Annotated in this window: 26 protein-coding genes, 1 tRNA gene and 1 other RNA gene; 9 read left to right on the forward strand and 19 right to left on the reverse strand. The window is 71.5% G+C overall.

Features of this window, described 5'->3' with window-relative positions:
* The first annotated feature begins 36 nt into the window (after positions 1 to 36).
* Positions 37 to 591 carry a hypothetical protein gene (locus AB0F40_RS17795; RefSeq protein WP_357470261.1) on the forward strand — a complete coding sequence of 185 codons (555 nt, stop codon included), beginning with the start codon at positions 37 to 39 and terminating at the stop codon, positions 589 to 591.
* On the opposite strand, the gene AB0F40_RS17800 is transcribed toward AB0F40_RS17795, so the two are convergent.
* Positions 555 to 977: a VOC family protein gene (locus tag AB0F40_RS17800; protein ID WP_357470264.1), complete on the reverse strand. Its 423-nt coding sequence runs from the start codon at positions 975 to 977 to the stop codon at positions 555 to 557. The two genes, AB0F40_RS17795 and AB0F40_RS17800, sit on opposite strands and share 37 nt — an antisense overlap.
* Positions 974 to 1489: a MarR family transcriptional regulator gene (locus AB0F40_RS17805; RefSeq protein ID WP_357470268.1), complete on the reverse strand. Its 516-nt coding sequence runs from the start codon at positions 1487 to 1489 to the stop codon at positions 974 to 976. Before AB0F40_RS17805 ends, AB0F40_RS17800 begins: the two co-directional genes overlap by 4 nt.
* Before the next feature lie 76 nt (positions 1490 to 1565).
* On the opposite strand from AB0F40_RS17805, the gene AB0F40_RS17810 reads away from it, so the two are divergent.
* Positions 1566 to 1742 carry a hypothetical protein gene (locus AB0F40_RS17810; RefSeq protein ID WP_357470271.1) on the forward strand — a complete coding sequence of 59 codons (177 nt, stop codon included), beginning with the start codon at positions 1566 to 1568 and terminating at the stop codon, positions 1740 to 1742.
* 4 nt (positions 1743 to 1746) lie between these two features.
* Here AB0F40_RS17810 and AB0F40_RS17815 read toward each other — a convergent pair whose 3' ends face one another.
* Positions 1747 to 2172, reverse strand: coding sequence for an NUDIX domain-containing protein (locus tag AB0F40_RS17815; RefSeq protein ID WP_357470274.1), 426 nt, complete (start codon positions 2170 to 2172; stop codon positions 1747 to 1749).
* On the reverse strand, positions 2169 to 4895 hold the full coding sequence (locus AB0F40_RS17820; protein WP_357470277.1) for a DNA polymerase III subunit gamma and tau: 2727 nt from the start codon (positions 4893 to 4895) through the stop codon (positions 2169 to 2171). The genes AB0F40_RS17815 and AB0F40_RS17820 overlap by 4 nt, the downstream gene beginning before the upstream one ends.
* 367 nt (positions 4896 to 5262) lie before the next feature.
* Between AB0F40_RS17820 and AB0F40_RS17825 the strand changes: the two genes are divergently transcribed.
* The 4 genes from AB0F40_RS17825 to AB0F40_RS17840 all read left to right on the forward strand — a co-directional run bounded on the left by AB0F40_RS17825 (position 5263) and on the right by AB0F40_RS17840 (position 8924).
* Complete coding sequence (locus tag AB0F40_RS17825) at positions 5263 to 6771, forward strand: HNH endonuclease (RefSeq protein ID WP_357470280.1); 1509 nt, start codon at positions 5263 to 5265, stop codon at positions 6769 to 6771.
* A gap of 64 nt (positions 6772 to 6835) precedes the next feature.
* Positions 6836 to 7396: a helix-turn-helix domain-containing protein gene (locus AB0F40_RS17830; protein ID WP_357470283.1), complete on the forward strand. Its 561-nt coding sequence runs from the start codon at positions 6836 to 6838 to the stop codon at positions 7394 to 7396.
* On the forward strand, positions 7393 to 8133 hold the full coding sequence (locus tag AB0F40_RS17835; RefSeq protein WP_357470287.1) for an ABC transporter ATP-binding protein: 741 nt from the start codon (positions 7393 to 7395) through the stop codon (positions 8131 to 8133). Before AB0F40_RS17830 ends, AB0F40_RS17835 begins: the two co-directional genes overlap by 4 nt.
* The gene (locus tag AB0F40_RS17840; protein ID WP_357470290.1) at positions 8130 to 8924 is read left to right on the forward strand and encodes an ABC transporter permease; all 795 of its coding nucleotides are present in this window, start codon (positions 8130 to 8132) and stop codon (positions 8922 to 8924) included. The genes AB0F40_RS17835 and AB0F40_RS17840 overlap by 4 nt, the downstream gene beginning before the upstream one ends.
* A 14-nt stretch (positions 8925 to 8938) precedes the next feature.
* On the opposite strand, the gene AB0F40_RS17845 is transcribed toward AB0F40_RS17840, so the two are convergent.
* The 4 genes from AB0F40_RS17845 to ffs form a co-directional block, all read right to left on the reverse strand.
* A complete protein-coding gene (locus AB0F40_RS17845; RefSeq protein ID WP_357470292.1) occupies positions 8939 to 9601 on the reverse strand; it encodes an ABC transporter permease subunit in 663 nt (220 codons plus the stop codon).
* Positions 9598 to 10662 (reverse strand): ATP-binding cassette domain-containing protein, encoded by a 1065-nt coding sequence (locus AB0F40_RS17850; protein ID WP_357470295.1) that lies wholly within the window; start codon positions 10660 to 10662, stop codon positions 9598 to 9600. Before AB0F40_RS17850 ends, AB0F40_RS17845 begins: the two co-directional genes overlap by 4 nt.
* Positions 10662 to 11546, reverse strand: coding sequence for a MetQ/NlpA family ABC transporter substrate-binding protein (locus AB0F40_RS17855; RefSeq protein ID WP_357470298.1), 885 nt, complete (start codon positions 11544 to 11546; stop codon positions 10662 to 10664). Before AB0F40_RS17855 ends, AB0F40_RS17850 begins: the two co-directional genes overlap by 1 nt.
* Positions 11547 to 11922: 376 nt before the next feature.
* Positions 11923 to 12019: signal recognition particle sRNA small type (ffs, locus tag AB0F40_RS17860), an RNA gene on the reverse strand.
* Positions 12020 to 12194: 175 nt separating this feature from the next.
* Between ffs and AB0F40_RS17865 the strand changes: the two genes are divergently transcribed.
* Positions 12195 to 12279, forward strand: a tRNA-Ser gene (locus tag AB0F40_RS17865).
* A 137-nt stretch (positions 12280 to 12416) separates the two neighbouring features.
* Here the strand turns inward: AB0F40_RS17865 and AB0F40_RS17870 are convergent.
* The 3 genes from AB0F40_RS17870 to AB0F40_RS17880 all read right to left on the reverse strand — a co-directional run bounded on the left by AB0F40_RS17870 (position 12417) and on the right by AB0F40_RS17880 (position 13857).
* Positions 12417 to 12788, reverse strand: a complete 372-nt coding sequence (locus tag AB0F40_RS17870) for a DUF6221 family protein (protein ID WP_357470301.1) — start codon at positions 12786 to 12788, stop codon at positions 12417 to 12419.
* 184 nt (positions 12789 to 12972) lie between these two features.
* Complete coding sequence (locus tag AB0F40_RS17875) at positions 12973 to 13242, reverse strand: hypothetical protein (protein WP_357470304.1); 270 nt, start codon at positions 13240 to 13242, stop codon at positions 12973 to 12975.
* A 108-nt stretch (positions 13243 to 13350) separates the two neighbouring features.
* Positions 13351 to 13857, reverse strand: coding sequence for a MarR family transcriptional regulator (locus AB0F40_RS17880; protein ID WP_357470307.1), 507 nt, complete (start codon positions 13855 to 13857; stop codon positions 13351 to 13353).
* Between the two features lie 135 nt (positions 13858 to 13992).
* On the opposite strand from AB0F40_RS17880, the gene AB0F40_RS17885 reads away from it, so the two are divergent.
* Positions 13993 to 14436: a DoxX family protein gene (locus AB0F40_RS17885; RefSeq protein ID WP_357470310.1), complete on the forward strand. Its 444-nt coding sequence runs from the start codon at positions 13993 to 13995 to the stop codon at positions 14434 to 14436.
* A 99-nt stretch (positions 14437 to 14535) separates the two neighbouring features.
* Positions 14536 to 15483, forward strand: coding sequence for an endonuclease/exonuclease/phosphatase family protein (locus AB0F40_RS17890; protein WP_357470313.1), 948 nt, complete (start codon positions 14536 to 14538; stop codon positions 15481 to 15483).
* 41 nt (positions 15484 to 15524) lie between these two features.
* Here the strand turns inward: AB0F40_RS17890 and AB0F40_RS17895 are convergent, their stop codons facing one another.
* The 8 genes from AB0F40_RS17895 to AB0F40_RS17930 all read right to left on the reverse strand — a co-directional run bounded on the left by AB0F40_RS17895 (position 15525) and on the right by AB0F40_RS17930 (position 22938).
* Complete coding sequence (locus AB0F40_RS17895; protein ID WP_357470316.1) at positions 15525 to 16256, reverse strand: YcnI family protein; 732 nt, start codon at positions 16254 to 16256, stop codon at positions 15525 to 15527.
* A gap of 78 nt (positions 16257 to 16334) precedes the next feature.
* Entirely contained in the window at positions 16335 to 16958 is a 624-nt protein-coding gene (locus tag AB0F40_RS17900; protein WP_357470319.1) for a hypothetical protein, read from the reverse strand.
* 20 nt (positions 16959 to 16978) lie between these two features.
* On the reverse strand, positions 16979 to 17644 hold the full coding sequence (locus AB0F40_RS17905; RefSeq protein WP_357470323.1) for a LytR C-terminal domain-containing protein: 666 nt from the start codon (positions 17642 to 17644) through the stop codon (positions 16979 to 16981).
* A gap of 19 nt (positions 17645 to 17663) precedes the next feature.
* A complete protein-coding gene (locus AB0F40_RS17910) occupies positions 17664 to 17960 on the reverse strand; it encodes a type II toxin-antitoxin system VapB family antitoxin (RefSeq protein ID WP_129786236.1) in 297 nt (98 codons plus the stop codon).
* 134 nt (positions 17961 to 18094) lie between these two features.
* A complete protein-coding gene (locus AB0F40_RS17915) occupies positions 18095 to 19756 on the reverse strand; it encodes a hypothetical protein (protein ID WP_357470328.1) in 1662 nt (553 codons plus the stop codon).
* A complete protein-coding gene (locus tag AB0F40_RS17920; protein ID WP_357470332.1) occupies positions 19753 to 20748 on the reverse strand; it encodes an ABC transporter ATP-binding protein in 996 nt (331 codons plus the stop codon). Before AB0F40_RS17920 ends, AB0F40_RS17915 begins: the two co-directional genes overlap by 4 nt.
* 69 nt (positions 20749 to 20817) lie before the next feature.
* Positions 20818 to 21552, reverse strand: a complete 735-nt coding sequence (locus AB0F40_RS17925) for a TetR family transcriptional regulator (RefSeq protein WP_357470335.1) — start codon at positions 21550 to 21552, stop codon at positions 20818 to 20820.
* A 93-nt stretch (positions 21553 to 21645) separates the two neighbouring features.
* Positions 21646 to 22938 carry a solute carrier family 23 protein gene (locus AB0F40_RS17930; protein WP_357470338.1) on the reverse strand — a complete coding sequence of 431 codons (1293 nt, stop codon included), beginning with the start codon at positions 22936 to 22938 and terminating at the stop codon, positions 21646 to 21648.
* Positions 22939 to 22961 lie beyond the last annotated feature (23 nt).

The following is a 22961-nucleotide window of genomic DNA, read 5'->3' on the forward strand; positions in this document are numbered from 1 at the left end:
TTTACTAAACTATTTACCTGACCGAATGGAGATGTCATGACTGCACGGGTGGCGACTGCTCGGCCCCGCCCCTGGGCCGAAGCGGTAGAGATCCTCACGGAGACCTGGCGATTCTTCGTCCGGAACTATCCGGTGGTGTTCGCCTTCGGCGCCCTCGCCTCGATCCAGCGTTTCCTCGCGGTGAGCGACACCGCGGAGTGGGCCGGCGGGGTGGGCGGCGAGGTGTTCACGGCGGCCGCTCGCCTCGCGTTCATCGCGTGGCTGGCGTGGGCCTTGCTGCGTGACCAGCGCGCCGGAGGGCCCGGCGCAGGAGCCCGCTGGTCCGACTGGGTCTCGCGACACCGCGTCACGCTGCTGATCAGCACCGGTTTCCTGCTCGTCTTCCTCATCGTCTTCAAGGCCGTCCCTGACTCGCTGGCCGGTCGCGTGGGCGGGATCGATGAGGCCACGTGGGTGTCGTGGGAGCTCGCGATCAAGAACGTCACGGTCATCCCGTTCACGATGGTGTGGATGACGGTCCTGCTCGCAGCGCGACCGCTCAGCGGCGAAGCCGCTCACGCACCTCCAGCAGTACGAGACCCGGCAGGTTGAGCGACGACCTCGACCTCGTAGCCGTCCTCGTTCTCCAGGTAGGCGGCGTAGTGGTCAGGACCACCGGCGTGCGGATGCCGGTCGGGAAACAGGAGCACCCAGCCGAAGCCAGGCGCCGCGGCGACGAGCTGATCCACCTCCGCGCACGTGCCGCCGTGGAAGGCCAGGTGGTTGAGCCCGGGCGCGCGGCGGTCATGGACGTCCGTGGCGAGCGCCGGGCTCTGCTCGACGACGACATAGGTGCCGTCGAGGATCCAGCTCACCCCGGCGTCCCAGCGCTGGTGCTCCGTATAGCCGAGCGCGGTGAGGAGCCAGCCCCACGACCGCTCCGCTCGCTCGAGGGACGGGACCCACAGCTCGACGTGGTGCAGCCGGCCGCGACTCACGGGGCGGCCGCGGCGATGACCCGGGTGAGGCTGCGATGCAGCGCCTTGAGCTCTTCGGCTGACATGCCGAGGCGAGCCATGATCGCCGGCGGCACGAGCAGCGCCTGCTCGCGCAGCGCGCGACCCTCCTCCGTGAGCTCGACGGCGAGCGAGCGCTCGTCGCGCGGATCCCGGCGCCGCGTCACGTAGCCGATCGCCTCGAGCCGCTTGAGCAGGGGCGACAGAGTGCCGGGGTCGAGCTGCAGCAGCCCGCTGAGCTGCTTGACCGAGAGCGGCGAACCCTCCCAGAGCGCAAGCATGACCAGGTACTGCGGATGGGTGATGCCCATCGGCTCGAGCAGCGGCCGGTACAGGGCGATGACGCTGCGCGAGGCGACAGCAAGGGCGAAGCAGACCTGGCGGTCGAGGGCCAGGAGGTCTTCCGGTGCCCCCCGCACGCCGTCCGCAGAGACCTCCGGCGGGGCAGTCGCGCCGGACGACGCCGAGGTGTCGACTCGTGATGTGACGGTCATGTGGCTCCTCTCGATGTTGACCAGGCTAACAGTTTGCAGGCAAACTATTGGTACGCCAAGTAAATGGAGGAACGCCATGCCGAACAGTGACGGCCTGACCCTGGGGTACCGCGTCCGATGGCGGCTGACGTGGCTGCTTCTGCACGTGGCAGGGCCCGCCGAGCAGGCCGACGACACTGACCCTCGGCGCCGGATGGAGCGCGAGCGCGCCGCACGCGTTGCGCGGTATCGGACCGAGCAGGCCGACCGCTGAGCGTTCAGTGCCCGGCGGCGGTCAGCAGATCCCGCGACAGCGGCGCGATGGGAAAGTTCGCGACCGGGTCGGCAGGATCAATCCACACGAGCTCCTCGAGCTCCGCCTGGACGGCGATCTCGGTGCCGGGCCGCAGGCGAACGCGGTAGGCGTACGCGTCGACGACGTGGTCGGGCTCGTTCGCAGCGGGCGCCCCGAACCGGCCGAGACTCTCGATGTCGGCCGGCTCGAGCCGCACCCCGACCTCCTCCTCGAACTCCCGCACCAGGGCCGCCACAGGCCCTTCACCGGGCTCGATCTTGCCGCCCACCTGCATGAAGGCATGGGTGCCCCGTTTGCGGACGAGCAGATGCCGCCCGTCCGAACGCTCCACGACGGCCGCGACGATGCGGAGCGTGGTGACCGGACCGATGACGCCGTCCGCACTCATGCCTGGTCCACGATCTCTTCGATCACGGTTCCGCCCAGCACCTGCACCACGAGCGGCACGCCGACCATTCCGGCCGACGTGATGTCCGGGTCGTCGGCGGACGGCTCGTCGTAGAAGTCAGGCCCGTCCCCCTGCGCTGCCCTTCCGGGCGCGCTCGCGCTCCCGGGTGCCGCAGCACCGCCACGCGATTCGGCGGGGGCACCGTTCGCAGCTCGCGCCCGGCGTTCGTTCGCCTGTCGCAGCGCCTCCCGGGCACTCCCGGCACCCGACATCGGGGCCCCCACGGCTGCGGGACCCTGGTCCTCGTAGACCGGCTCAGGCTCAGGCATGTCGTAGTCGGCGGGAGGCTCGGCCGTTGCCGCGCCCGAGAGCCAGGCCTCGTCGGCTGCGCTCGCGGCGGACGGCGGACGGGCGGCGGGCCGAGACGGTTCCGGACGGCCGGGCTCGGGACCAGACGGCTCGGGTCTGGACGGTTCGGGGCGTTCTGCGACGGCGACGCTGCCCTGGGCCGGGGCCACGGCGGTGGCCGACGACACGGCAGAGGGCCTGCCGGTCGCCGCTGCCATCGCGACCGGCCCCCCGCTGGACGCGTCGTCGGCGGAGGCAGACGGCACGGCTGTCGTAGTGACGCCGCCCGGCGGCGGTACGTCCGGCCAGTCGGCCGCCGGAGCGGCAGCGGGGGCAGGCGCCTCGCGCCGAGGCTCGTCGGACGACGGGACGGCGCCGCCACCCGACGACGCGCCACCTGACGATCCCGCGCCCGACGCACCGCCGCCCGAGCTTCCCCCTGCGGACGGTCCGCCGCCGCCGGACGGCCCCTCGTCGAGGGTCGCCTCGACCCGGACGCGGATGCCGAGCGTCTGATAGACCGCCTCTTCCACAGCACTGGTGTGCCGCGCGTTCGAGAAGGTGCGCGCCAGGCCGGGTGCCGCGAAGCCCAGCTTCAGCGTGTTGCCCTCCAGCGCGGCGACCTGTGCGTTCGGGCCGACGAGCGACCACGTCACGCGGGCAGCCGCGAGCGCACCGAGCACCTCGGGCCAGCGCCGCCGGACGGTCTCCGTCGTCACACCGGGCTCGGCGCCCTGGGACGTGGCCGGGACCGGGGCCGACGGGGCGTCCGGTTCCGGAGCCGACGCAGCCGGCCGCACCGGCGCCGCCTGATCACTGGCGGGTTCCGGCTCCGGAGCGGCAGGGACCGGTTGTGGGTGGGCCGGTTCCGGGCGGGCCGGTTCCGGGCGGGCCGGTTCCGGGCGGGCCGGTTCCGGGCGGGCCGGTTCCGGGCGGGCCGGCGGCACCGGCGTGGCCTCCGCCGTCGGCGCAGGCTCCGGAGCGGCGGCCGGAACTGCTTCTGGCGCAGCCGAAGCCGGAGCGGTCGCGGCCCGCTCCTGGGCGGTCGGCGGCTGACCCGGCTCGCCCCGCTTCTTGCGTGCGTCGAGCACCGCACGTGCGGCGGCGGCGCCGGCGAGCCCGCCCGCCGGCGGCTCCCCTCCTTGCGCGCGGTCCGGAGCCGCGTCCCGGCCCGGACCCGACGGCGCAGGCGCCCCGGACGCGATGGCTCCGCCCCGCTCGAGCCGGTCGATGCGCGCGGCGAGGCCTGCGGTTCCGTCGTCGGCCCCCGGCAGGAGCAACCGGGCGCACAACAGCTCCAGGTGCAGGCGCGGCGACGTGGCGCCGGTCATCTCGGTGAGGGCCGCGTTCACCAGGTCGGCCGCCCTGGAAAGCTCCGCCACCCCGAGCCGCCCGGCCTGGGTTCGCATGCGATCGAGCTGATCGCTGGGAATGCCCCGCAGCACGGCGCTGGCCGCGTCACCCGAGACACCGATGACGACGAGGTCGCGCAGGCGCTCCAGCACGTCCTCGACGAACCGGCGCGGTTCGTGCCCCGTCGCGATGATCTGGTCGACGACCCGGAAGATCGAGCCGCCGTCACGCGCTGCGAGCGCGTCCACGACGTCGTCCAGCAGGGTCGCGTGGGTGAAGCCGAGCAGGCCCACGGCAAGGTCGTAGTCGACGATGCCGCCGGTCGCGCCGGCGATGAGCTGGTCCATCACGGACAGGGAGTCCCGCACCGAACCGCCACCCGCACGGGTCACCAGCGGAAGCACGCCGCCGCCCACCTCGATCCCCTCGGCACCGCAGAGCAGCTCGAGGTACGGGGACAGCACGTCCGGCGGCACGAGCCGGAACGGGTAGTGGTGCGTCCGTGACCGGATGGTCCCGATCACCTTGTCCGGCTCCGTGGTCGCGAAGATGAACTTGATGTGCGGCGGCGGCTCCTCGACGATCTTCAGCAGCGCGTTGAAGCCCTGGGGCGTCACCATGTGCGCCTCGTCGAGGATGAAGATCTTGTACCGGTCGCGAGCCGGGGCGAACGTGGCGCGCTCGCGCAGATCACGCGCGTCGTCCACACCGTTGTGCGAGGCCGCGTCGATCTCCACCACGTCGAGCGATCCGGAGCCGCCACGAGCCAGCTCGACGCACGAGGGGCACTCACCGCACGGGGTGTCGATCGGCGACTCGGGCGTGTTCTTGGCGCAGTTGAGCGTGCGCGCGAGGATGCGCGCCGACGTCGTCTTGCCACAGCCTCGTGGACCGCTGAAGAGGTAGGCGTGGTTGACCCGGCCGCTGCGCAGGGCCTGCATGAGGGGGCCCGTGACGTGGTCCTGGCCGATCACCTCGGCGAACGTCTCGGGCCTGTAGCGGCGGTATAGGGCGGTGCTCACCCCCGCAACGATAGACGGCCTCACCAACACTCGGAGGACGGCTGTTCACAACCGCCCCGACCCGCCGTCAATGAGTCGTCGCGTCCGTCCAGTACAACGCCGGCCGGCACCCGATCTCGCCGAGCTCAAGGAAGACCGGTGGAAAGTCCGAGAAGCGGAACGGCTCGTCGTCGCCCGCACGAACCGCGACCAGGCAGTCCCGATGCGTCGGTCCGACCGGCTGTCGCCACCACCTCTCGATGAGCGTCCACCGTGCAGTCGGGGAAGACAGCGCGGCGACCGTTCTGGACACCGCCTTCGAGATGCGCATCGAACATCTGTGCCATACGATGGGGTCACGTTCAGCAGAGGCGAAAGGTGGTCAGACATGCACAACGGCAATGCCACCTTGCGCTCGGTCCCGAGCCTGCCAGGTGTCACCGACACCAACATCGGCGACACCAACATCGGCGACGTCAGCGCGGAGCGAATCGCGGCCCTGCACGCCTGGCTCCTCACGGCGGCCAAGCCAAGTGACAACACTGCCCGGATCGATACCCTGCGCGCCCTGGAGGAGGTCAAGGCAGCCTGCGTGGCGGTGCAGGCCCAGGTCCTGGTCGAGCTGCACGGTGACGCCCTGCGGGCCGCACGCGAGTACGCCACGGACCCGGCCGGGCACCACGACTCGGCCGGCAGGCAGATCCCGGTCACCGTGAAGTCCGCCGAACGCGACGCGACCGCGAGCACGGTCCAGCAGGCGGCCCGCGCGCTGCGCCGCTCGCCGCAACGGACCCGGACACTGCTGGGCGCCGCTCGCATCTGGCACGAAGAGATGCCGCACACGCTGGCCGCGCTGAGGGAAGGCCGGCTGTCCGAGGAGCGGGCGCTGCTACTGGTGAAGGAGACCGCCTGCCTCACGCTGGAGGACCGGGGCCGCATCGACGCCGACCTGTGCGCCGACCCTGCCGTCCTGGACGGGGTCGGTACCCGCCGGCTCGCCGGGCTGATCAGGACGCACGCCAACGAGATCGACCCTGCCGCGCTGGTCAAGCGCGCCGCGAAGGCAGTGACCGAGCGGTGCGTATCCATCCGGCCCGCACCGGATGCCATGGCCTACGTGACCGCGCTGCTGCCCATGGCACAGGGCGTCCAGGTCTACGCCGCACTGAAGATCGCCGCGGAGTCAGCCCGGTACACAGGCGGCGACGAGCGGTCCACCGGCCAGATCATGGCCGACACGCTCGTCGAACGGGTCACCGGCCAGGAGCACGCGGCCGACGTTCCGGTCACGGTGAACCTGGTCGTGTCGGACGCCGCCCTGCTGGGCGAGGGCCACGAGCCCGCGGTCGTCCTGGACGGCACCGGCGTCGGCCACGGCACCGTCCCGGCAACCGTGGCACGGACCCTCGTGGCCGGTGCCCTCGACCTCGGCGCGGCCTGGCTGCGGACCATCTACGCCACCACGAACGGCGATCTGATCGGCACGACCAGCAAACGCCGGTTCTTCGCCGACGGGCTGGCCGACCTGCTGCGGATCAGGGACCAGGGCACCTGCCGTACCTCGTGGTGCGACGCCCCGATCCGCCACCTCGACCACGTCCGACCGGCGGCCGACGGCGGCGACACGAGCCTGACCAACGGGCAAGGCCTCTGCGCTGCCTGCAACCTGGCCAAAGAGGCCCCCGGCTGGCGCTCGACAGCCGGGACCGACCCGGCCAGCGGCCGCCACGTCGTCGCCACCACGACACCGACCGGGCACAGCTACCGGTCGGTCGCACCGCCCCCGCCACGGCCGGCCCGCCAGGCCACGACCCGCAGCGCGAGCCGGAGCGCACCGCGCAGCACAGCGATCCTCCGACCCGTGCGGAACGCCGGACCCGTGCGGCACGCCGCCTGACCGCAAGGCTCATCGACCCGGTGACGTCTTGCCGAGCCATAATGTTAGTAGCTAACATTCTATCGTGGTCACACCCCGCACCCTTCGCACCCGGGCCCGCATCCTCGATGCCGCGCTCGACCTCTTCGAGCTCCAGGGCTACGCCGCCACCACGGTGAACCAGATCGCCGACGCAGCGGGCATCACTCCCATGACGTTCTTCCGGCACTTCCCCACGAAGGACGCGGTGCTGGTCACCGACCCGTACGACCCCCTCATCGCGGAGGCGGTCGGCGCTCAGCCGGCCAGCCTCCCGCCCCTGGAACGAGTGCGGCTCGGCCTCCTCGCCGCCCTCGGCGACATCACGCCCACCGAGGACGCCACCGCCAAGCGCCGCGTCGCCCTCGTCGCGCAGTCCCCCTCGCTCCGCGCCGCGGCGGCGGTCGGCACCGAAGCCAGCCAGCAGGCGATCGTCGCGCGGCTCGTGGCCGACGGCGTCGACCGCCTCGACGCCGCCATCGCCACCGCCGCCTGCCTTGCCGCCACCACCGCTGCCCTCCTCGCCTGGGGTACCGCGGACGATGACCTCTCGGTCCTCGTCCGCCGCGCCCTGGCGCAGCTCGCGCCGGCGGGAGCGACCCGATGACGGCCCTCGTGCTCGACGACGTCTCGCACGCCTTCGGCGCCCGGGTCGCCCTCGACCGCCTCACGCTCTCGGTCGAACCGGGTCGGGTCACGGCCCTGATCGGCCTCAACGGCGCGGGCAAGACGACGGCGCTCCGTGCGCTGGCCGGTCGTCTGCGGCCCACCCACGGCACGGCTCGTGTACTCGGTCACGAGCCGGCTGACCTGCCCAGCAACGTCGCGATGCGGTTCGGCCAGGTGGTCGAGACCCCCTTGGTCCACCCCGAGCTGACCGTCACCGAGAACCTCCGCTGCGCCGCCAGGCTGCACGGCCTGCCGACGCGAGCCGCCGCGCAGACGGCGAGCGCCGCCGTCGGGCAGATGGGCCTGGACCCCTGGCGGCTCGCGCGGGCCCGGACGCTCTCGATGGGCAACCGCCAGCGCCTCGGGATCGCGTGCGCGACCCTCCACGGGCCCGCTGCGCTGATCCTCGACGAACCCACCAGCGCGCTCGACCCGCAGGGCGTCGTCCTGGTGCGTCAGCTGGTCCGCGGCCTGGCCGACGACGGGGCGGCCGTCCTCGTCTCGAGCCACCACCTCGACGAGGTCGCGCGGATCGCCGACGAGATAGTGGTGCTGCACGCCGGCCGCGACGTCGGACGCCTGGAGCCCGGTGGCACCGACCTGGAACAGCGGTTCTTCGCCATGGTGCTCGACGCCGACACCCGGGCCGCCACGGATGCGAGGAGCCGGGCATGACACGCGTCGCCGCGCTCCGCGCAGCACTGGCCGTCGAGACCCTCAAGCTGCGCCGCTCCGTCGTCGCACGCCTGGCGACCCTGCTGCTCGTCGTGCTCGTTCCGATCGCGAGCGTCGGAGCCGTGGCGCTGGCCCGGTCACCACGCGCCGTCGGCGCGACGGCGGCCAAGCTCACGGCCTACGCGACGGGCGACCTCGCCGGCGCTCACCTCATGGTGTGCGCCCAGGTCCTTTCCGTCGCCGCCCTGTTCGCCGCCGGGTTCCTCCTCGCGTGGTCCTTCGGGCGGGAGCTGGAAGACGGCGTCGCCGGCGCCCTGTTCGGCCTCGCAGTGCCCCGCGGCACGATCGCACTGGCCAAGTGCCTGGTCGCACTGGCCTGGATCGCCGGGTGCACGGTCCTCACGGTCGCCGTCTCGACGGCCGCTTCAGCCGTGGTCACCGCGAGCTCGGGGGCACCCTTCGACGGGGCGTGGGCTGGTGCGCGCACCGCGCTCGTCGCGGGGCTCCTCGGCGGCGGCCTGGCCCTGCCGTTCGCCTGGGTGGCGACCGTGACGCGCAGCCAGCTCGGCACCGTCGGTGCGCTGGTCGGCGTCGTTGCACTCACGCAGGTCGTGGTGCTGCTCGGCGGCGGGTCGTGGTTCCCCTACGCCGCGCCGTCGCTGTGGACGGGTCTGGGCGGTGCCGACGCCGCGGCCGCCGTCGGCCCGCCCCACCTCCTGCTCGCCGCCGCTACCGCTCCGCTGGCCGTCGCCGCCGTCGTACATTCCTGGCGGCGCCTCACCAACGTGTGAGGCGCCACCGCAGATCACCGCCGCAGCGCACGCCTCGCCAGGGAGTTCCCCAGCCACTGCACGGCCTGGACGATCACCACGATGATCACCACGACGACGGCGGTCACCGCCCAGTCGTACTGCTGGTAGCCCTGGACGATCGCGAAGTCGCCAAGTCCGCCGGCGCCCAGGTAGCCGCCGATCGCGGACATGTCGAGCACGCCCACGAACAGGAAGGTGTACCCGAGGATCAGGGGCGCGAGCGCCTCGGGGACCAGCACCGTCCGCACGATCCGGAACGGTGAGGCGCCCATGGCCCGGGCGGCCTCGACCACGCCGGGGTCGATGGAGACGAGGTTCTGCTCCACGAGCCGTGCGAAGACGAACGTCGCCATGAAGGACATGGCGAAGGTGAACGCCTCGATCCCGATCGTCGAGCCGATGACGGCGCGGGTCAGCGGGCCGAGCGCCACGAGGAAGATGATGAACGGTATGGGCCGCACCACGTTCACCGCGAAGTTCAGGACGGCGAACACGACCCGGTTGCCGAGCAGGTTCCCCGGCCGGGTCAGGTAGAGCCCGAGGCCGAGCGCCAGCCCGAGAAATCCGCCCACGAGCAGGGTGATCAGCACCATGAACGCGGTATCGCCCGCGGCCGCCCACAACAGCGGTGTCAGCCGCTCCCAGTCAGCGCTCATGCCGCGGCCCTCCCGTGGTCGTCCACCCAGGTGACGACACGCAGCGCCGCCACGGAGGCCTCCACCGCGGCCGGATCACCGACCAGCTCGACGGTCAGGGACCCGTACGGCCGCTCCGCGACCTCGGTGATGCCGCCGAAGACGACGGTCCCGTCGACACCGTGCTCGCGCAGCGTTCGCGTGAGCACGGCCGACGACCCGGCCACCTCGTCCACACCCACCGTCACGATGTGCCCGGTGTGCCGGGTGCGCAGGCGTTCCAGCACTTCCGGCGACGGCCGGTCGCGCAGCGCCGTGGCGACGAACCGCCGGGTGACGTCGTGCGCGGGCGCGCTGAACACCTGGTACGCCTCGCCCACCTCGACGACGCGACCGCGGTCCATCACCGCTACGCGGTGGCAGATCGAGCGCACCACGTCCATCTCGTGCGTGATGACGACGACGGTGACGCCGAGCTCGCGGTTGACGCGCTGGAGCAGGTCCAGCACGTCGCGCGTGGTCTCGGGGTCGAGGGCGGACGTCGCCTCGTCGGCCAGCAGGATGCGCGGGTTGGTGGCGAGCGCGCGGGCGATGCCGACGCGCTGCTTCTGCCCGCCCGAGAGCGCGGACGGGTACACGCCCGCCTTCTCGGACAGGCCGACGAAGTCGAGCAGCTCGGCCACGCGGGCCTCGCGCCGGGCGCGGGACCAGCCGGCCACCTCGAGCGGATAGGCGACGTTCCCCGCGACGGTCCGGGAGGCGAGCAGGTTGAACTGCTGGAACACCATCCCGATCCCCGCCCGGACCGGGCGCAGCCTCGCCTCGTTCAGGGCGCCGAGCGCGACGCCGTCGACGATCACGTCACCGCCGGTGGTGCGCTCCAGCGCGTTGATCAGGCGGACCAGGGTCGACTTGCCGGCACCCGACTGCCCGATGACGCCGAAGATCTCGCCCGCACGGATGTCGAGGGTGACGTCGGAGACGGCACGCACCTCGGCACCACGCCGCCGCCCCGGGAACACCTTGGAGGCGCCCTGGAACCGCACGATGCTGCCCTTCGCTGCTCCGGTCGCGGCAGGCATCAGGACGCGTCCGCCTCGATGCCGGTCAGGATCTCCTGCAGCTCCGCGGCCGAGTTGTCCTTGATGACGCCGGTGCCGCCCGATGCCTCCAGCACGCCCTTCTCGACCTCCGGGGAGTGGTAGATCTCGACGAGCTGCTGGAACACCTCGTTGTCAGCGTCGTCCGCACGGGCGACCCACACATTGATGTACGGCGCGGCCGCGGCGGAGTCCGGGTCGTCGGAGAAGATCGCGTCGTCCGAGGTCAGGTCGGCGTCGCCCACGAAGTCGTTGTTGATGATCGAGGCGTCGACGTCCTGCAGGGCGAGCGCCGTCTGGGCGGCGTCGACCGGGGTCACGGCCACGCGGGACTCGTCCTCGAGCACGTCGGCGGGCGTGGAGAACGCGCTCCCGCCGTCGCGCAGGGCGATCAGGCCGGCCTCCTGCAGCACGAGCAGCGCGCGGGCCTGGTTCGTCTCGTCGTTGGGGATGGCGACCTCCCCGCCCTCCGGGATGTCCTCGACGCTGTCGTGCGACTGCGAGTAGAGGCCGAGCGGGTAGACGGCGGTCGCGGCGATCGGCGTGAGGTCCTGCCCGGACGCGGTGTTGTAGCCGGCGAGGAACTGGAGGTGCTGGAACTGGTTCAGGTCGAGGTCGCCGTCGGTCAGGCCCTGGTTGGGCAGCTGGTAGTCGCTGAAGTTCACGAGCTCGACTGCGATGCCCTCCTCCTCGGCCAGGTCGGTGAAAGTGTCCCAGTAGGCGTCGCCGGTGTTGACGACGCCGATGCGGACCGGGTCCTCGCCGGTACCGGCGGCGGCGGTGACGTCGCCGGCGCCGCAGGCACTCAGCGAGAGGGTGGCGACGGCGGCGAGGCCGGTGGACAGGGCAGCGGTGAAGCGAGACATGGGGGGTCCTCTCGGGACGCACGGGCAGGGGGATGCCGGTGCTCAGGGCTGGGGCTACGTCTGGCAACAGACGGAGGTATGACGGCGGCGGGCCACGGCCATCAGCAACGTGGCGAGCTCGCGGGACGGTGCGGGGCGGTCCTCAGCGGACCGCGGGAGCGTGCGGCGCGGTCAGCGCTCGCACATTCGCCCGCCGCGCACGCGGCCGCCACACATGGCGTCGCGGCGGGTGCGCGACGTCGTGGCTGCGGTCCAGGTGCGGGTCATACGGACATCGTGCGGCACTGCACGACGTCGAAGCGAATTCCCTCGGGAAAAATCCCACGATCCGGACGGAAGTGCGTCCACATTGTGGAGAGTGGCCGCAGTCCGGGCATTAAAGGACCCCCCGCACACCCACCAGAGCTCACTTACCCTTGCTGCCTTCCGGCCCTGGGGGAGTTCGGCGAGGTGGTGCCGCACGAGGGGTCTGCCCCAAGCCTAACCGATCCGGACACCCCGGCCCAACCACGCCGAACTCGCTGTACGGCACCTCACAACGCCGCGCCGGACTTCGATTCGTTGTCCGAGCGCGGCGTCCGGTATCCTCGTCAGGCCGCGCCAGACTCCGGTCCAGTGGCCGCGCGCCCGCCTTGGTGTGGTGCGCGAGGAGGATTCGCCTAGTGGCCTATGGCGCACGCTTGGAAAGCGTGTTGGGTTAACGCCCTCGGGGGTTCGAATCCCCCATCCTCCGCAGTCTCGAAGGGCCCGGAACGTTGGGATATCAACGTTTCCGGGCCCTTCGTCGTTCGCCAGAACGTGTCCGTGGGCACAGACCACAGCGAGCATCTACCCGACGGCGGGCCACCGCTTCCCAGATGGCCGATCACGTCACGACTGCCACTCCGCGCGGTAGTCCGGGTGATCGGCGAACGCCATGGCGTGGGCCAGGACCGCGACCTGGAGTCCAGCGAACAGGTTCCGGGTGACGATGGCTTCGTCCTCGTGCCCGCTGTCGGACGCCTTGGTCAGGACCCGCCCAAGTTCCTCGTACGTCTCTACGATTGTCCGCTTGGCCGCTATGTCGACGAGGACCCGAGCGGGGCTCCAGCGGTCGATGTGTCGTTGCTGTTGCGGGAGGGACGGGGCAGCCGCCGAGGGCTCACCATCAACCTCGCCGGGACGGGACGGGGCGCTGTCGGCCATACGCGCGGTCGACTCGTCCTCGTCCAGCCGTGCGGTCAGGAACTCGGTGATAGTCATGCCTCTGATCTTTCCACGCGGACCAGGACCCGGGTCTCGCGCCTCGCAAGGTCCGCTTCGACCATGCGATGAGGCATGCTCCAGGGCCGTGGAGCATGCCTCATCGCATTCTGGGAGAGGACTTTCACGAAAGTCGGCCTGCACCCGGCCCCGGCAGGGGACCTGGCCCCTTTCGTTCGTCAGGTCAGACCGCGAACGACCCGGTACGCGAGTACGGCACGCTGTCCACGTAGACCCACGATCCGTACGAGCGCAGCCACTGGCCACCGCCCGTCAGCTCCAGGACACCGTCCTTCTGTCCGGAGACCTCGATCTCGATCTCCCGGCGCTCGACCAGGTGCACCTCACCATTAGCCAGGACGATGCGGTGAACGGGCACACCCTCGTTCACGAACTTGTCGGCGTCGACGACCTTCAGGTGCTTCTCGTCGAGAACGTAGTACGTCGTGCTCATCGCGTTCCTTTCGTCGCCCCCGCACGCCCGGTGCGCAGCGGGAGCGCCATTGAAGCCACGGCGCCCCTCTGACGCCCGGACCGCCCAGTATGCCCCCGATGTCCCGCTTCATTCGCCGTGCGGTCCGTCGTGGCGCCGATAGCCCGCGGCCATCGGTCCGGACGGCTCGATGCTCTCCAGGATGGCTTCGCTGATCGCGGCGAGCTGCTCCGTCTGCTCCGGAGTGAGCACGTCGACGACGTGCCGCCGCACCGTCGCGACGTGCCCGGGCGCCGCGACGCGCATCTTCGCCCGCCCGTCGACGGTGAGCCGCGCGTTGGTGACCCTGCCGTTCTCGGGACAGGGCACGCGCTCGACGAACCCGCGGCCCTCCAGGCGCTGCACAACGTGCGAGAGTCGCGACAACGTCGCGTTCGTCGCCGCGGCCAGCTCGGCCATCCGGAGCGTCCCGCCGGCAGTCTCGGACAGCACTGCCATGACGAAGTACTCGAAGTGCGTCATGCCGGAGTCGCGCCGCAGCTGACTGTCGAGAACCCCGGGGAGCAGCTCGAGCACGGCGACGAAGCGCACCCAGGCCGCCATCTGGCGCCGGTCGAGCCACGGAGTGTCAGTCATCTCGCCAGGTTCCCACGTGACGGTTGAAGCTTCAATTCACCCGTGCTAGCGTGCCCGCGAAAGTTGAAGCGACAACTTGATTCACCCCCAGCTTCGTCCTCACCAGCCAGAACAACAACACCCGGGAGATAGCCCATGAAGTTTCCGTGGACCAAGGACCTCGCAGTGCTTGTCGCCCGTGTCGCGATCGGCGCGGTGCTCATCGCGCACGGCGCCCAGAAGTTCTTCACCTTCGGTATCGCCGGAACCGTCGACTCCTTCGCCGGCATGGGCATCCCCGTCCCGGAGGCCGCCGCGGTCTTCGCCGCGGTGGTCGAGCTGGTCGGTGGTGCCGCGCTGGTCCTCGGCGCCGCTACCCCCGTCGTCGGGCTCCTGGTCACGTTGAACATGCTCGGGGCGCTCGTGCTGGTGCACGTCGGCAACGGCGTGTTCGTCGACCAGGGTGGCTTCGAGCTCGTCGCCGCCCTCGGCGCCGGCGCGCTCGTCCTCGCAGCAACCGGGCCGGGCACGTGGAGCGTGGACCACCTGGTCGGCCGCACGCTGACCGCACGCCGCGCGCAGGCGACGTCGGCGGCCTGAACCCGGCAGTTAGCCGCGACGTCACAGGAAGTTGTGGACACGCACACCTCCGTCTGGTCGGGTGAACGGGCATCAGTTCCCTGACCTGGAGGAGAGCCCATGTCCATCACCCCTGGCAGCACCCCTGGCATCTCTCGCCGCACCATGCTCACAGCGGCGGGCGCCATGGGTGCGCTCGGCGCCTCGGCCGCGCTGGCGAGCCCGGCCGCTGCCGAGAGCGCTCGGCCCGGCAGGCCCGTGATCGGCCGCGCGCGAGGCGAGCTGCTGCACGCGATGAGCTTCAACATCCGCTATGACCGGGTGGGCCAGACGCGCCCCGGCGAGCCCGACTACTGGCCCGAGCGCGCCCCGCTCACCATCGAGTTCCTGCGGCTGGAGCAGCCGACCGTCCTGGGCGTCCAGGAGGTCCTGTTCCACCAGCTCTCCGCCGTCGAGGAGGGCCTGGGACGGCACTACAAGATGGTGGGCTTCGGGCGCGACGGCGGTGCGGGAGGCGAGTACTCCGGCATCTTCTACGACGCCCGCCGTCTGACCGTGAAGTGGTGGGACCAGCGCTGGCTCTCGGACACCCCCGAGGTCATGGGCTCTGCGACCTGGGGCAACACGGTGACCCGCATCGTGACCTGGGCCGAGCTGCACGACACCGTGACGGGCCGTGACTTCATGCACATCAACTCGCACTTCGACCACCAGTCGGAGAACGCGCGCGTGCGCAGCGCCCAGGTCGTCCGGGACCAGGTGGCGGACGCCGGGCTCCCCGTCGTCTTCACCGCTGACGTCAACGCGGCGGCCGAGAGCTCAGCGCCGTACGACACCCTGGTCACCGACGGAGGCCTCCAGGACACGTGGCTCGCCGCCGACCGACAGCTCACCCCGTACGCCGGCACGTTCCCCGGCTACGAGGCGCCGGACCCGAACGGGGCACGGATCGACTGGATCCTCGCCACGCCCGGTGTCGAGGTCCGCTCGGCGGCGATCAACACCTGGACCAAGGACGGCCGCTACCCGAGCGACCACGCCCCGGTCCAGGCGCTGCTGAAGATCTGACGCCAGGCGCCCCTATTCGCCGATTGCAGACTCAGCGGAGCTCAGGCACGACGGCGGGCGACGAACCCCCAGCCGACGCCCACCGCCCCGAGCACCAGCCCGGCACCGCCGAGCCAGCGGCCCACGGGGTCGACGGTGGGCGCGGGCGCGGCCGCTTCGTCCTCGTTCGAGCTGGTGGCGCTCTCGTCCGACGCCGCGGCGCCGTGATGCCCCTCCTCCGGCTCACCGGCCGTCGTCGTGAACACCGGCGCAGGCGCCTCGGGCTCCTTGCCGTCGTCGGTGGCGAGGTCGTCCCAGTCGACGACGGTGCCGTCGGTGTACGTCTGGTGGGCGGGGAGCACGACGGAGGTGCCCTCCTCGGGCAGCGCCCCGACCCGGACGGCGAACTCCTGGTACTCGTGCGGGGGCACCTCGTTGCCCTTCTCGGCGGTCCAGGTCACCCGGGCGGGCGCCTCGGAGACGGTCGCGCCCTCGACCTCGAACGGCTCGTCGAGCTGCTCGACCTCCACCTCCACCTCCCAGCCGGGCAGGGTGCGCGGGGTGACGCTGAGGAACGGGGTGTCGGTGGGCAGGTCGACCACGAGCTTCTCCGTCGACGCCGACTCCGACTCGGTCGGTACGCGGAACGTGAGGCTCGCGTAGCTCTCGGCGGCAGTCGTGTCGGGGTCCACGGTGACGTGCGCGGAGGCGACGGTGGGCAGCAGCACCACCAGGACGGCGGTTGCTGGAGCTGCCGCGAGAGCGCGGCGGGCGGGCAGGCTGAAGCGAGTCATGTGCTCGGTCCTTCGGTATGGGGAGCGGAAAGGGCGTACGGCAACGCACCTCCCGCCCGGCGCCGGTGTGAGGCGCCCTCAGGCCGCGAGGTCCATCACCAGGGCCGACGACGGCGGGCCCCGCTCGGGCGCGACGTGCACGTCCACGGGGCCCACCGGTGTCTCGGGCCCCACCAGCACCGGGGCCCGCCGGACCACGGGCAGCCTCAGTGGCTGCACGGAGAGCGGCCGGACCAGCCACGCCGCGAGCAGCCAGACCCCACGCTCCACCCCGACGAGCAGCCCGACGGACACCACCGTCGCCAGGGTGTGCCAGGCGAGCATCCCCGGGTCGAACCCCGCTAGGTCCGCCCCGACGCAGTCCTCGGTCGCGAGCGCAGCGGTGAGGGGTCCGGCCGGGTGGGCGTGCACTCCGCCGTCGGGCAGCGTGGCCGCCGCGCACGCGCCGCCCAGGAACGAGAAGACCTGGTGCAGGGCGTACTGCCCGAGACCTGCGAGCGCGAGGCCGCCCGGCCAGCGGATCTGCCGACGCACGGCCAGCGTGGTCACCACGAGCAGCAGTGCTCCGAGCAGGGCGATCACCGACGGCGGTGGGAGGTGGCCGCCGGCCTCGAAGTGCGCGGTCAGCGCGAGCGCGAGCACGACCGCTGCCCAGAGGAGCGCGCGGCCGAGGCCCACGGTTCCTGAGGACGGGGTCAGCACGAGACCGACCCTAGCCCTGGTTACTTCGCCGGCTTGACCGTGGCGTCATCCTCAGAGGCCGGCATGAGCTGCTGCGCCGGCTCGATCTCGCCGATCGGTACGCAGTCCTCGGCGTTCTGCAACGGCTGGTCGGCAGCCACGTCGACGTCCTCGATGTCGATGGGCGGGTCGAAGTCCGCGCCGATGAGGAGATCGATCGACCGGTCCTCCCGGTCGTCGAGAACGAGCCGCATCGTCGGGAACTGCGCGGCGAGCGTGTACGCCTGCACCGTCCCCTTCGAGCCGAACCGGATCTCCGACTCCTCGAGCAGCAGGGACACGTTGCCCTTCTCCAGGATCGTGAAGCCGCGCTCCGCCAGGACGATCTCGTGCGCGCCGGCCAGGCCCGACTCCTTCGAGGCGTTGAGCAGGCGAACCTTGACGTCCGTGTACGCGATCGGAAGGGCGCCGTCCGGCTGCCCCTTCACCGCCGGAAGGCAGGGCACCGGATAGGTCTTCTGGTCCGACACGCCAACGGTCGTGAACGGCCGGTTGAACGGCGAGCTGATGGCACCCGAGTACACCGCGAGCGCGAAGATGCCACAGACTGCCAGGAACGCGATGAGCACGCCGAAGACCACGGCCTGGCGCTCGTGCTCTCGGCGACGGCGCTCTACTCGCGCCTGGTCGTGCCCGGGGGTTGCCACTCGTCGAACCTACCTGAGGTCAGCGGATGATGAGCACGCGAGCGTGCAGCACTGGACGTTGTTGCAGGGCGGCGCGGACGGCACGGTGCAGACCGTCCTCGAGGTACAGGGTGCCCTCGTACTCGACGACGTGCGCGAACAGGTCGCCGTAGAACGTGGAGTCCTCCGCCAGGAGCGTATCGAGGTCGAGCGTGCGCTTGGTGGTCACGAGCTCGTCCAGGCGCACCTGGCGCGGTGGCACGTCGACCCAGTCGCGGGTGCGTGAACGCCCGTGCTCGGGGTACGGGCGGCCGTCTCCTACGGCCTTGAAGATCATCGGTCCATCCTCACAGGACTCGGCGGGGCGCGGTCGGGGGCGGCGGTGAGAACCTGCCTGCTGGCACCGAACGGCGCCCCGAACCCTACCGGACGGAGAGTGCGGATGACAGCCACACCCTCCGTCCGGCGTGGTCAGTTGCTCTGCAGGTCTCGCCGTCGGAAGCCGAGGAACGCCAGCGCGAGCAGCACGACGGCCACCCCGGCGAGACCGATCATGTGGGCGGCCTCGGGCACCTCGCCGAACCCCGCGGGGAGCCAGTCCAGCGGGGAGAGCGCCTCGGCACCGGAGGGCAGGTCGAAGACCTCACCGAACATGCCGACCACGAACGAGTACACGAGCAGCAGCCACGCGGCCGAGGCGAAGCGCGGCGCCCACGCGTACAGCGCCGCGGAGAGGCCCAGGTACACCAGGACCGCCACGGAATAGGTCCAGAACACGTCCGTGTACGCACCGAAGCCGGGTTCCGACATACCGACCTGGACGGCTCCGGCCCATACCGCGTAGACGCTCACCGCGATGAGGACCACCGTGCTGAGCCCCACGACGACGAGGTGGGCGCCGAGCCAGCGCGAGCGTGACACCGACAGTGCGAGCACCACCTCTGCGCGGCCCGCCTCCTCCTCCCCCTTGGCGCGGCCCGACATGACGATCGCGTAGGCGACGCAGGTCAGGGCGGCGAAGAGCAGCATGACGGTCAGGAACCCGTCGCGGAACACCGCCGGGTCGCTACCGCCGAACACTGCCGCGAAGATCTCGTTGTCCGCGGCGCCGGAGGCCCCCATCTCCATGATCTCGGGCAGGAGGGTGCCGGAGGCGTACCACAGCAGGGCCATCCCGAGGGCGGTCCAGCCGAACGCCGACCGCTGCTGGCGCCAGGCCAGTGCGAGCGGGCTCCGCAGGTTCGCCGGGGCGTCGGCCCGGCCGCCACGGGTCGCGACGAGCCCGCCCCCGAAGTCGCGCCGGGACGCGAGGAACGCCGCGAGCACCAGCAGCAGCAGGATCGCCACGACCGAGAGAGCGGCGGGCCACCAGCGCAGGTCCACGAAGGCCCGCATCTGTTGTGCCCAGCCGATCGGGGAGAGCCAGGACAGGAAGCTGCCGTGGCGTTCCTGGATGTCACCGGCGGACCGGAGCACGAGCGCCAGGCCGTAAGCGGCGAGGCCGATGCCCGTCGCGCCCCGGCCGTGCTCGATGATCTGGCACGCCACCACGGCGACTGCCCCGAACACCATGGCGGACAGGCCGGACCCGGTCGTGAGGCCGAACGAGTCCGCGAGGGGCAGGTCACCCCCGCTCGCGCCGGAGAGCGCGAGCGCCGAGACCACGGCGATGACGGCGTTCACGACGAAGAGCGTGACGATGGCCGCCACCGCGGGTGCGTGCCGCCCGACCGGAGCCGCTCGCACCAGCTCGGACCTGCTGCTCTCCTCCTCGGCGCGGGTGTGCCGCACTACGTGCAGCACGCTCATGATGCCCAGCGCCAGGACCACCCACGTGATTCCTTCGTTGGCGATCGCGACGCCCACGGTGTAGTTCTCCACGCCGTAGCCGGGCCCGCCCATGACGATGCCTGCCGGGGTCTGCATCACGGCGGCGCGTGCACCGCGTGCCGCGGTTCCCATCGCGTCCAGCGCGACGGCGAAGTACGCGTAGAAGGCCACGACGGACAGGGTCCACACACTGAGCCGCACGCGGTCACGGCGCAGCATGAACCGGACCAGCCGCCCGGTCCCGGTCAGCGTGGACCCGGACGACGGCCGGGGGACGGCCGGCGCCGCCGCGACGGCGGTCACCGGGCACCCGCTGTCCCGCGAGCCGCCTGCGCCGCACCGTCGGTGGGCCCGGTGCCGTCGCTGGCGGCGCCCGACGCGTCGGAGCCGGGCAGCACGTCGCCGTAGTGCCGCATGAAGAGCTCCTCGAGCGACGGCGGCGCCGCGGTGAGGCTCTGCAGCCCGAGCGCCGTCAGCTCCGACATCGCCGCCCCGACCCGGGCGTTGTCGACGTCGAAGGTGATGCGCGTGCCGCCGTCGGCGGGCGCGGCGGCGAGGTTGTGCACCCCGGCGAGCCGCCCGACGCCGGCTGGGTCACCCGCGACCACTGCCGTCACGTTCGACCGGGTCAGGTGCCGCAGCTCGTCGAGCGTGCCCGACTCCACCGACACCCCGTTGCGGATGATCGTCACGGTGTCGCACACCTTCTCGACCTCGTGCAGGATGTGGCTGCTGAGCAGCACGGACGTGCCCTGGGCTGCGGCGTCGCGCACGTACTCGGTGAACACTGCCTCCATGAGCGGGTCGAGGCCCGACGTGGGCTCGTCGAGGATCAGCAGGTCCGCGTCCATGGCGAACGCCGCCACGAGGGCGACCTTCTGCCGGTTGCCCTTGGAGTAGGTGCGGGCCTTCTTGGTGGGGTCGAGGTCGAACCGCTCGAGGAGCTCGGCCTTGCGCTTCTTGTCGACCGTGCCGCGCAGCCGGCCCAGGAAGTCGATGGCTTCGCCGCCGGTCAGGTTGGGCCACAGGCTGACGTCGCCCGGCACGTAGGCGAGGCGCCGGTGCAGCGCGACGGCGTCGCGCCACGCCTCCCCACCGAACAGGCGGGCGGTACCGGAGTCCGCGCGCAGCAGGCCCAGCAGGACGCGGATGGCTGTGGACTTGCCGGCCCCGTTGGGGCCGAGGAACCCGGCGACCTCGCCGGGCCGGACGGTCAGGTTCAGGCCGTCCAGGGCCTGGACCGTACCGAAGGACTTGTACAGGTCGTGGATCTCGATAGCTGGTGTCGCGGTCATGGCTCGCTCGCTCTCTGACGTCGGAAGGGGACGTAGCAGGGCAGCGCTCGTTCGACCGGCGCTCGCCGGTCAGCCTGGAGCAGGCGCGGGCACTGCCTCGTCCGGCGGCGGCGGGTCCGACACGTACAGGAGGTAGTCGTCCAGCATGCGCCGGGAGGTGAGGAAGCCCTCGGAGAACAGCTCCATCATCGGCAGGTAGCTGTTGGCGAGGTAGTCGCGGACGATGGTCACGAGGTCGCTCGGGTCCGACGGCGGGCTGAGCGTCACCTCGAGCAGCAGCGCGCCGAGCGCGGAGAGCGTGAGGTAGCGGGCCCGCGCCGCCTCGTCCCGGCTGGGCACGATGACGCCCGCCGCGACGCCGTCCCGGGTGTAGTCGACGGAGTCGGCGACCATGTGGTCGATGAACTCCCGGGCCAGCGCGCTGCCGTCCTGCATGGACCGCAGGACGTACCCGACGATGGGCGCGTTCTCCTCCGCGGCGGCGAACTTGTGGAAGAAGCTCTGGCCCGCGGCGGCGTCGGCGACGTTCTCCCGCTTGAGCCGGCGGATCGTGGCCAGCAGGTGCGCGTCGCACTCGGCGCGAAGCTTGTCCTTGGACCCGAAGTGGTGCATCACGAGACCGGCGCTCACCCCGGCGTCGGCCGCGATGGCGCGCACCGAGGCGCCGAACCCCTCCACCGCGAACCGGTGGACCGCGGCGTCGCGGATCCTGGCCCGCGCGGTGCGGTCGGCGTCGGCCGGCACACCGTTGCCCGACGGCGGGGTGGCCCCCGCACGCCCCTCGGCACCACTGGCTGAACGCATGTTCAACATGCTAACCACGTGTTCAGTCCGGTGTCCATACCCGTCGGACACACAGGTCACTCGGGCCTCCTGTGCGTCCGACGGGGGTGCGGGTCAGGCCTCCGTGGTGCCGCGCCAACGGCCGATCGCGCCCATGACGTGGTAGATCACCAGGGCGGCGGCGGTGCCGAGGGCGATGCCGCCGAACTGCAGGCCGCCGACCGTCCACGTGTAGTCGGCGATGCCGATGATGAGCGGCACGGCGGCGGTCGTCAGGTTCACCGGGTCGGAGAAGTTGACCCTCGCCTGCACCCAGATGCGCGCGCCGAGGATGCCGATCATCCCGTAGAGCATGGTCGTGACACCGCCGAGCACCCCCTGGGGGACGGTGGCGATCAGCGCACCGAACTTCGGCGAGAGGCTGAGCACCAGCGCGCCGAACGCGGCCACCCAGTAAGCGGCCGTCGAGTACACCCGGGACGCCGCCATGACGCCGATGTTCTCGGCGTACGTGGTGGTGCCGGAGCCGCCGCCGAGGCCCGCGAGAGTCGTGGCGACGCCGTCGGCCAGGAGCGCCCGGCCGGTCAGCCGGTCGTAGTTGCGTCCGGTCATCGCGGCCACCGACTTCACGTGCCCCACGTTCTCCGCTATGAGCACCAGGACCACCGGGAGGAACAGACCGAGCACGCCCGGCTCGAACGACGGCGCGACGAAGTGGGGCAGGCCCACCCAGTCCGCCTCCCGCACCTTCGAGAGGTCGACCTCGCCGCGCACGGCGGCGAAGGCGTACCCGATGACGACCCCGAGCAGGATCGCCAGGCGGCCGACGAGACCGCGGAACAGGACCTGGATCAGGATGATCGACGCGAGAGTGACGACCGCCGTCACCGGGGATGCCTGGAAGCCCGAGCAGTCACCCTGCTCGTCGCACGGTGACCCCCACGCGACCGGCGCCAGGTTGAGGCCGATCAGCGCCACGATCACGCCCGTCACCACTGGCGGCATGGCGACCTGGATCCAGCGCGGCCCCGCGAAGTGCACCACCACCCCGACGAGCGCCAGGAGCAGACCGCTGGCAAGGATGCCGCCGATCGCGGCCGACTGACCGCTCGACGCCGTGGCCGCCAGGATCGGCGCGATGAAGGCGAAGCTCGAGCCCAGGTAGCTCGGCAGCTTGTTGCCCGTGATCAGCAGGAAGGTGATCGTGCCGATCGCCGAGAAGAACAGCGTGGTCCCGGGGTCGAAGTCGGTGATGGTCGGCACCAGGAACGTGGCGCCGAACATCGCGACGATGTGCTGCAGGCCGATCCCGATGGTGCGCGGCCAGCTCAGCCGTTCGTCGGGGGCGACCACCTCACCGGGGGTGATCCGGGCACCATCACCGTGCAGCTGCCAGCCGATTCGCATGTGTCTGTCCTTGATCTCGCAAC

The organism is Promicromonospora sp. NPDC023987, assembly GCF_040639055.1.
In the GTDB taxonomy this organism is placed as follows: domain Bacteria; phylum Actinomycetota; class Actinomycetes; order Actinomycetales; family Cellulomonadaceae; genus Promicromonospora.

Bases quoted from the DNA above. Each gene is read 5' to 3' on its own strand.
- AB0F40_RS17840 (WP_357470290.1), top strand. From the start codon at position 8,130: ATGACACGCGTCGCCGCGCTCCGCGCAGCACTGGCCGTCGAGACCCTC.
- AB0F40_RS17815 (WP_357470274.1), bottom strand. From the start codon at position 2,172: ATGAGTGCGGACGGCGTCATCGGTCCGGTCACCACGCTCCGCATCGTC.
- AB0F40_RS17910 (WP_129786236.1), bottom strand. From the start codon at position 17,960: ATGATCTTCAAGGCCGTAGGAGACGGCCGCCCGTACCCCGAGCACGGG.
- AB0F40_RS17825 (WP_357470280.1), top strand. From the start codon at position 5,263: ATGCACAACGGCAATGCCACCTTGCGCTCGGTCCCGAGCCTGCCAGGT.
- AB0F40_RS17845 (WP_357470292.1), bottom strand. From the start codon at position 9,601: ATGAGCGCTGACTGGGAGCGGCTGACACCGCTGTTGTGGGCGGCCGCG.
- AB0F40_RS17855 (WP_357470298.1), bottom strand. From the start codon at position 11,546: ATGTCTCGCTTCACCGCTGCCCTGTCCACCGGCCTCGCCGCCGTCGCC.
- AB0F40_RS17835 (WP_357470287.1), top strand. From the start codon at position 7,393: ATGACGGCCCTCGTGCTCGACGACGTCTCGCACGCCTTCGGCGCCCGG.
- AB0F40_RS17810 (WP_357470271.1), top strand. From the start codon at position 1,566: ATGCCGAACAGTGACGGCCTGACCCTGGGGTACCGCGTCCGATGGCGG.
- AB0F40_RS17885 (WP_357470310.1), top strand. From the start codon at position 13,993: ATGAAGTTTCCGTGGACCAAGGACCTCGCAGTGCTTGTCGCCCGTGTC.
- AB0F40_RS17805 (WP_357470268.1), bottom strand. From the start codon at position 1,489: ATGACCGTCACATCACGAGTCGACACCTCGGCGTCGTCCGGCGCGACT.
- AB0F40_RS17920 (WP_357470332.1), bottom strand. From the start codon at position 20,748: ATGACCGCGACACCAGCTATCGAGATCCACGACCTGTACAAGTCCTTC.
- AB0F40_RS17895 (WP_357470316.1), bottom strand. From the start codon at position 16,256: ATGACTCGCTTCAGCCTGCCCGCCCGCCGCGCTCTCGCGGCAGCTCCA.
- AB0F40_RS17880 (WP_357470307.1), bottom strand. From the start codon at position 13,857: ATGACTGACACTCCGTGGCTCGACCGGCGCCAGATGGCGGCCTGGGTG.
- AB0F40_RS17870 (WP_357470301.1), bottom strand. From the start codon at position 12,788: ATGACTATCACCGAGTTCCTGACCGCACGGCTGGACGAGGACGAGTCG.
- AB0F40_RS17925 (WP_357470335.1), bottom strand. From the start codon at position 21,552: ATGCGTTCAGCCAGTGGTGCCGAGGGGCGTGCGGGGGCCACCCCGCCG.
- AB0F40_RS17795 (WP_357470261.1), top strand. From the start codon at position 37: ATGACTGCACGGGTGGCGACTGCTCGGCCCCGCCCCTGGGCCGAAGCG.
- AB0F40_RS17875 (WP_357470304.1), bottom strand. From the start codon at position 13,242: ATGAGCACGACGTACTACGTTCTCGACGAGAAGCACCTGAAGGTCGTC.
- AB0F40_RS17930 (WP_357470338.1), bottom strand. From the start codon at position 22,938: ATGCGAATCGGCTGGCAGCTGCACGGTGATGGTGCCCGGATCACCCCC.
- AB0F40_RS17890 (WP_357470313.1), top strand. From the start codon at position 14,536: ATGTCCATCACCCCTGGCAGCACCCCTGGCATCTCTCGCCGCACCATG.
- AB0F40_RS17850 (WP_357470295.1), bottom strand. From the start codon at position 10,662: ATGCCTGCCGCGACCGGAGCAGCGAAGGGCAGCATCGTGCGGTTCCAG.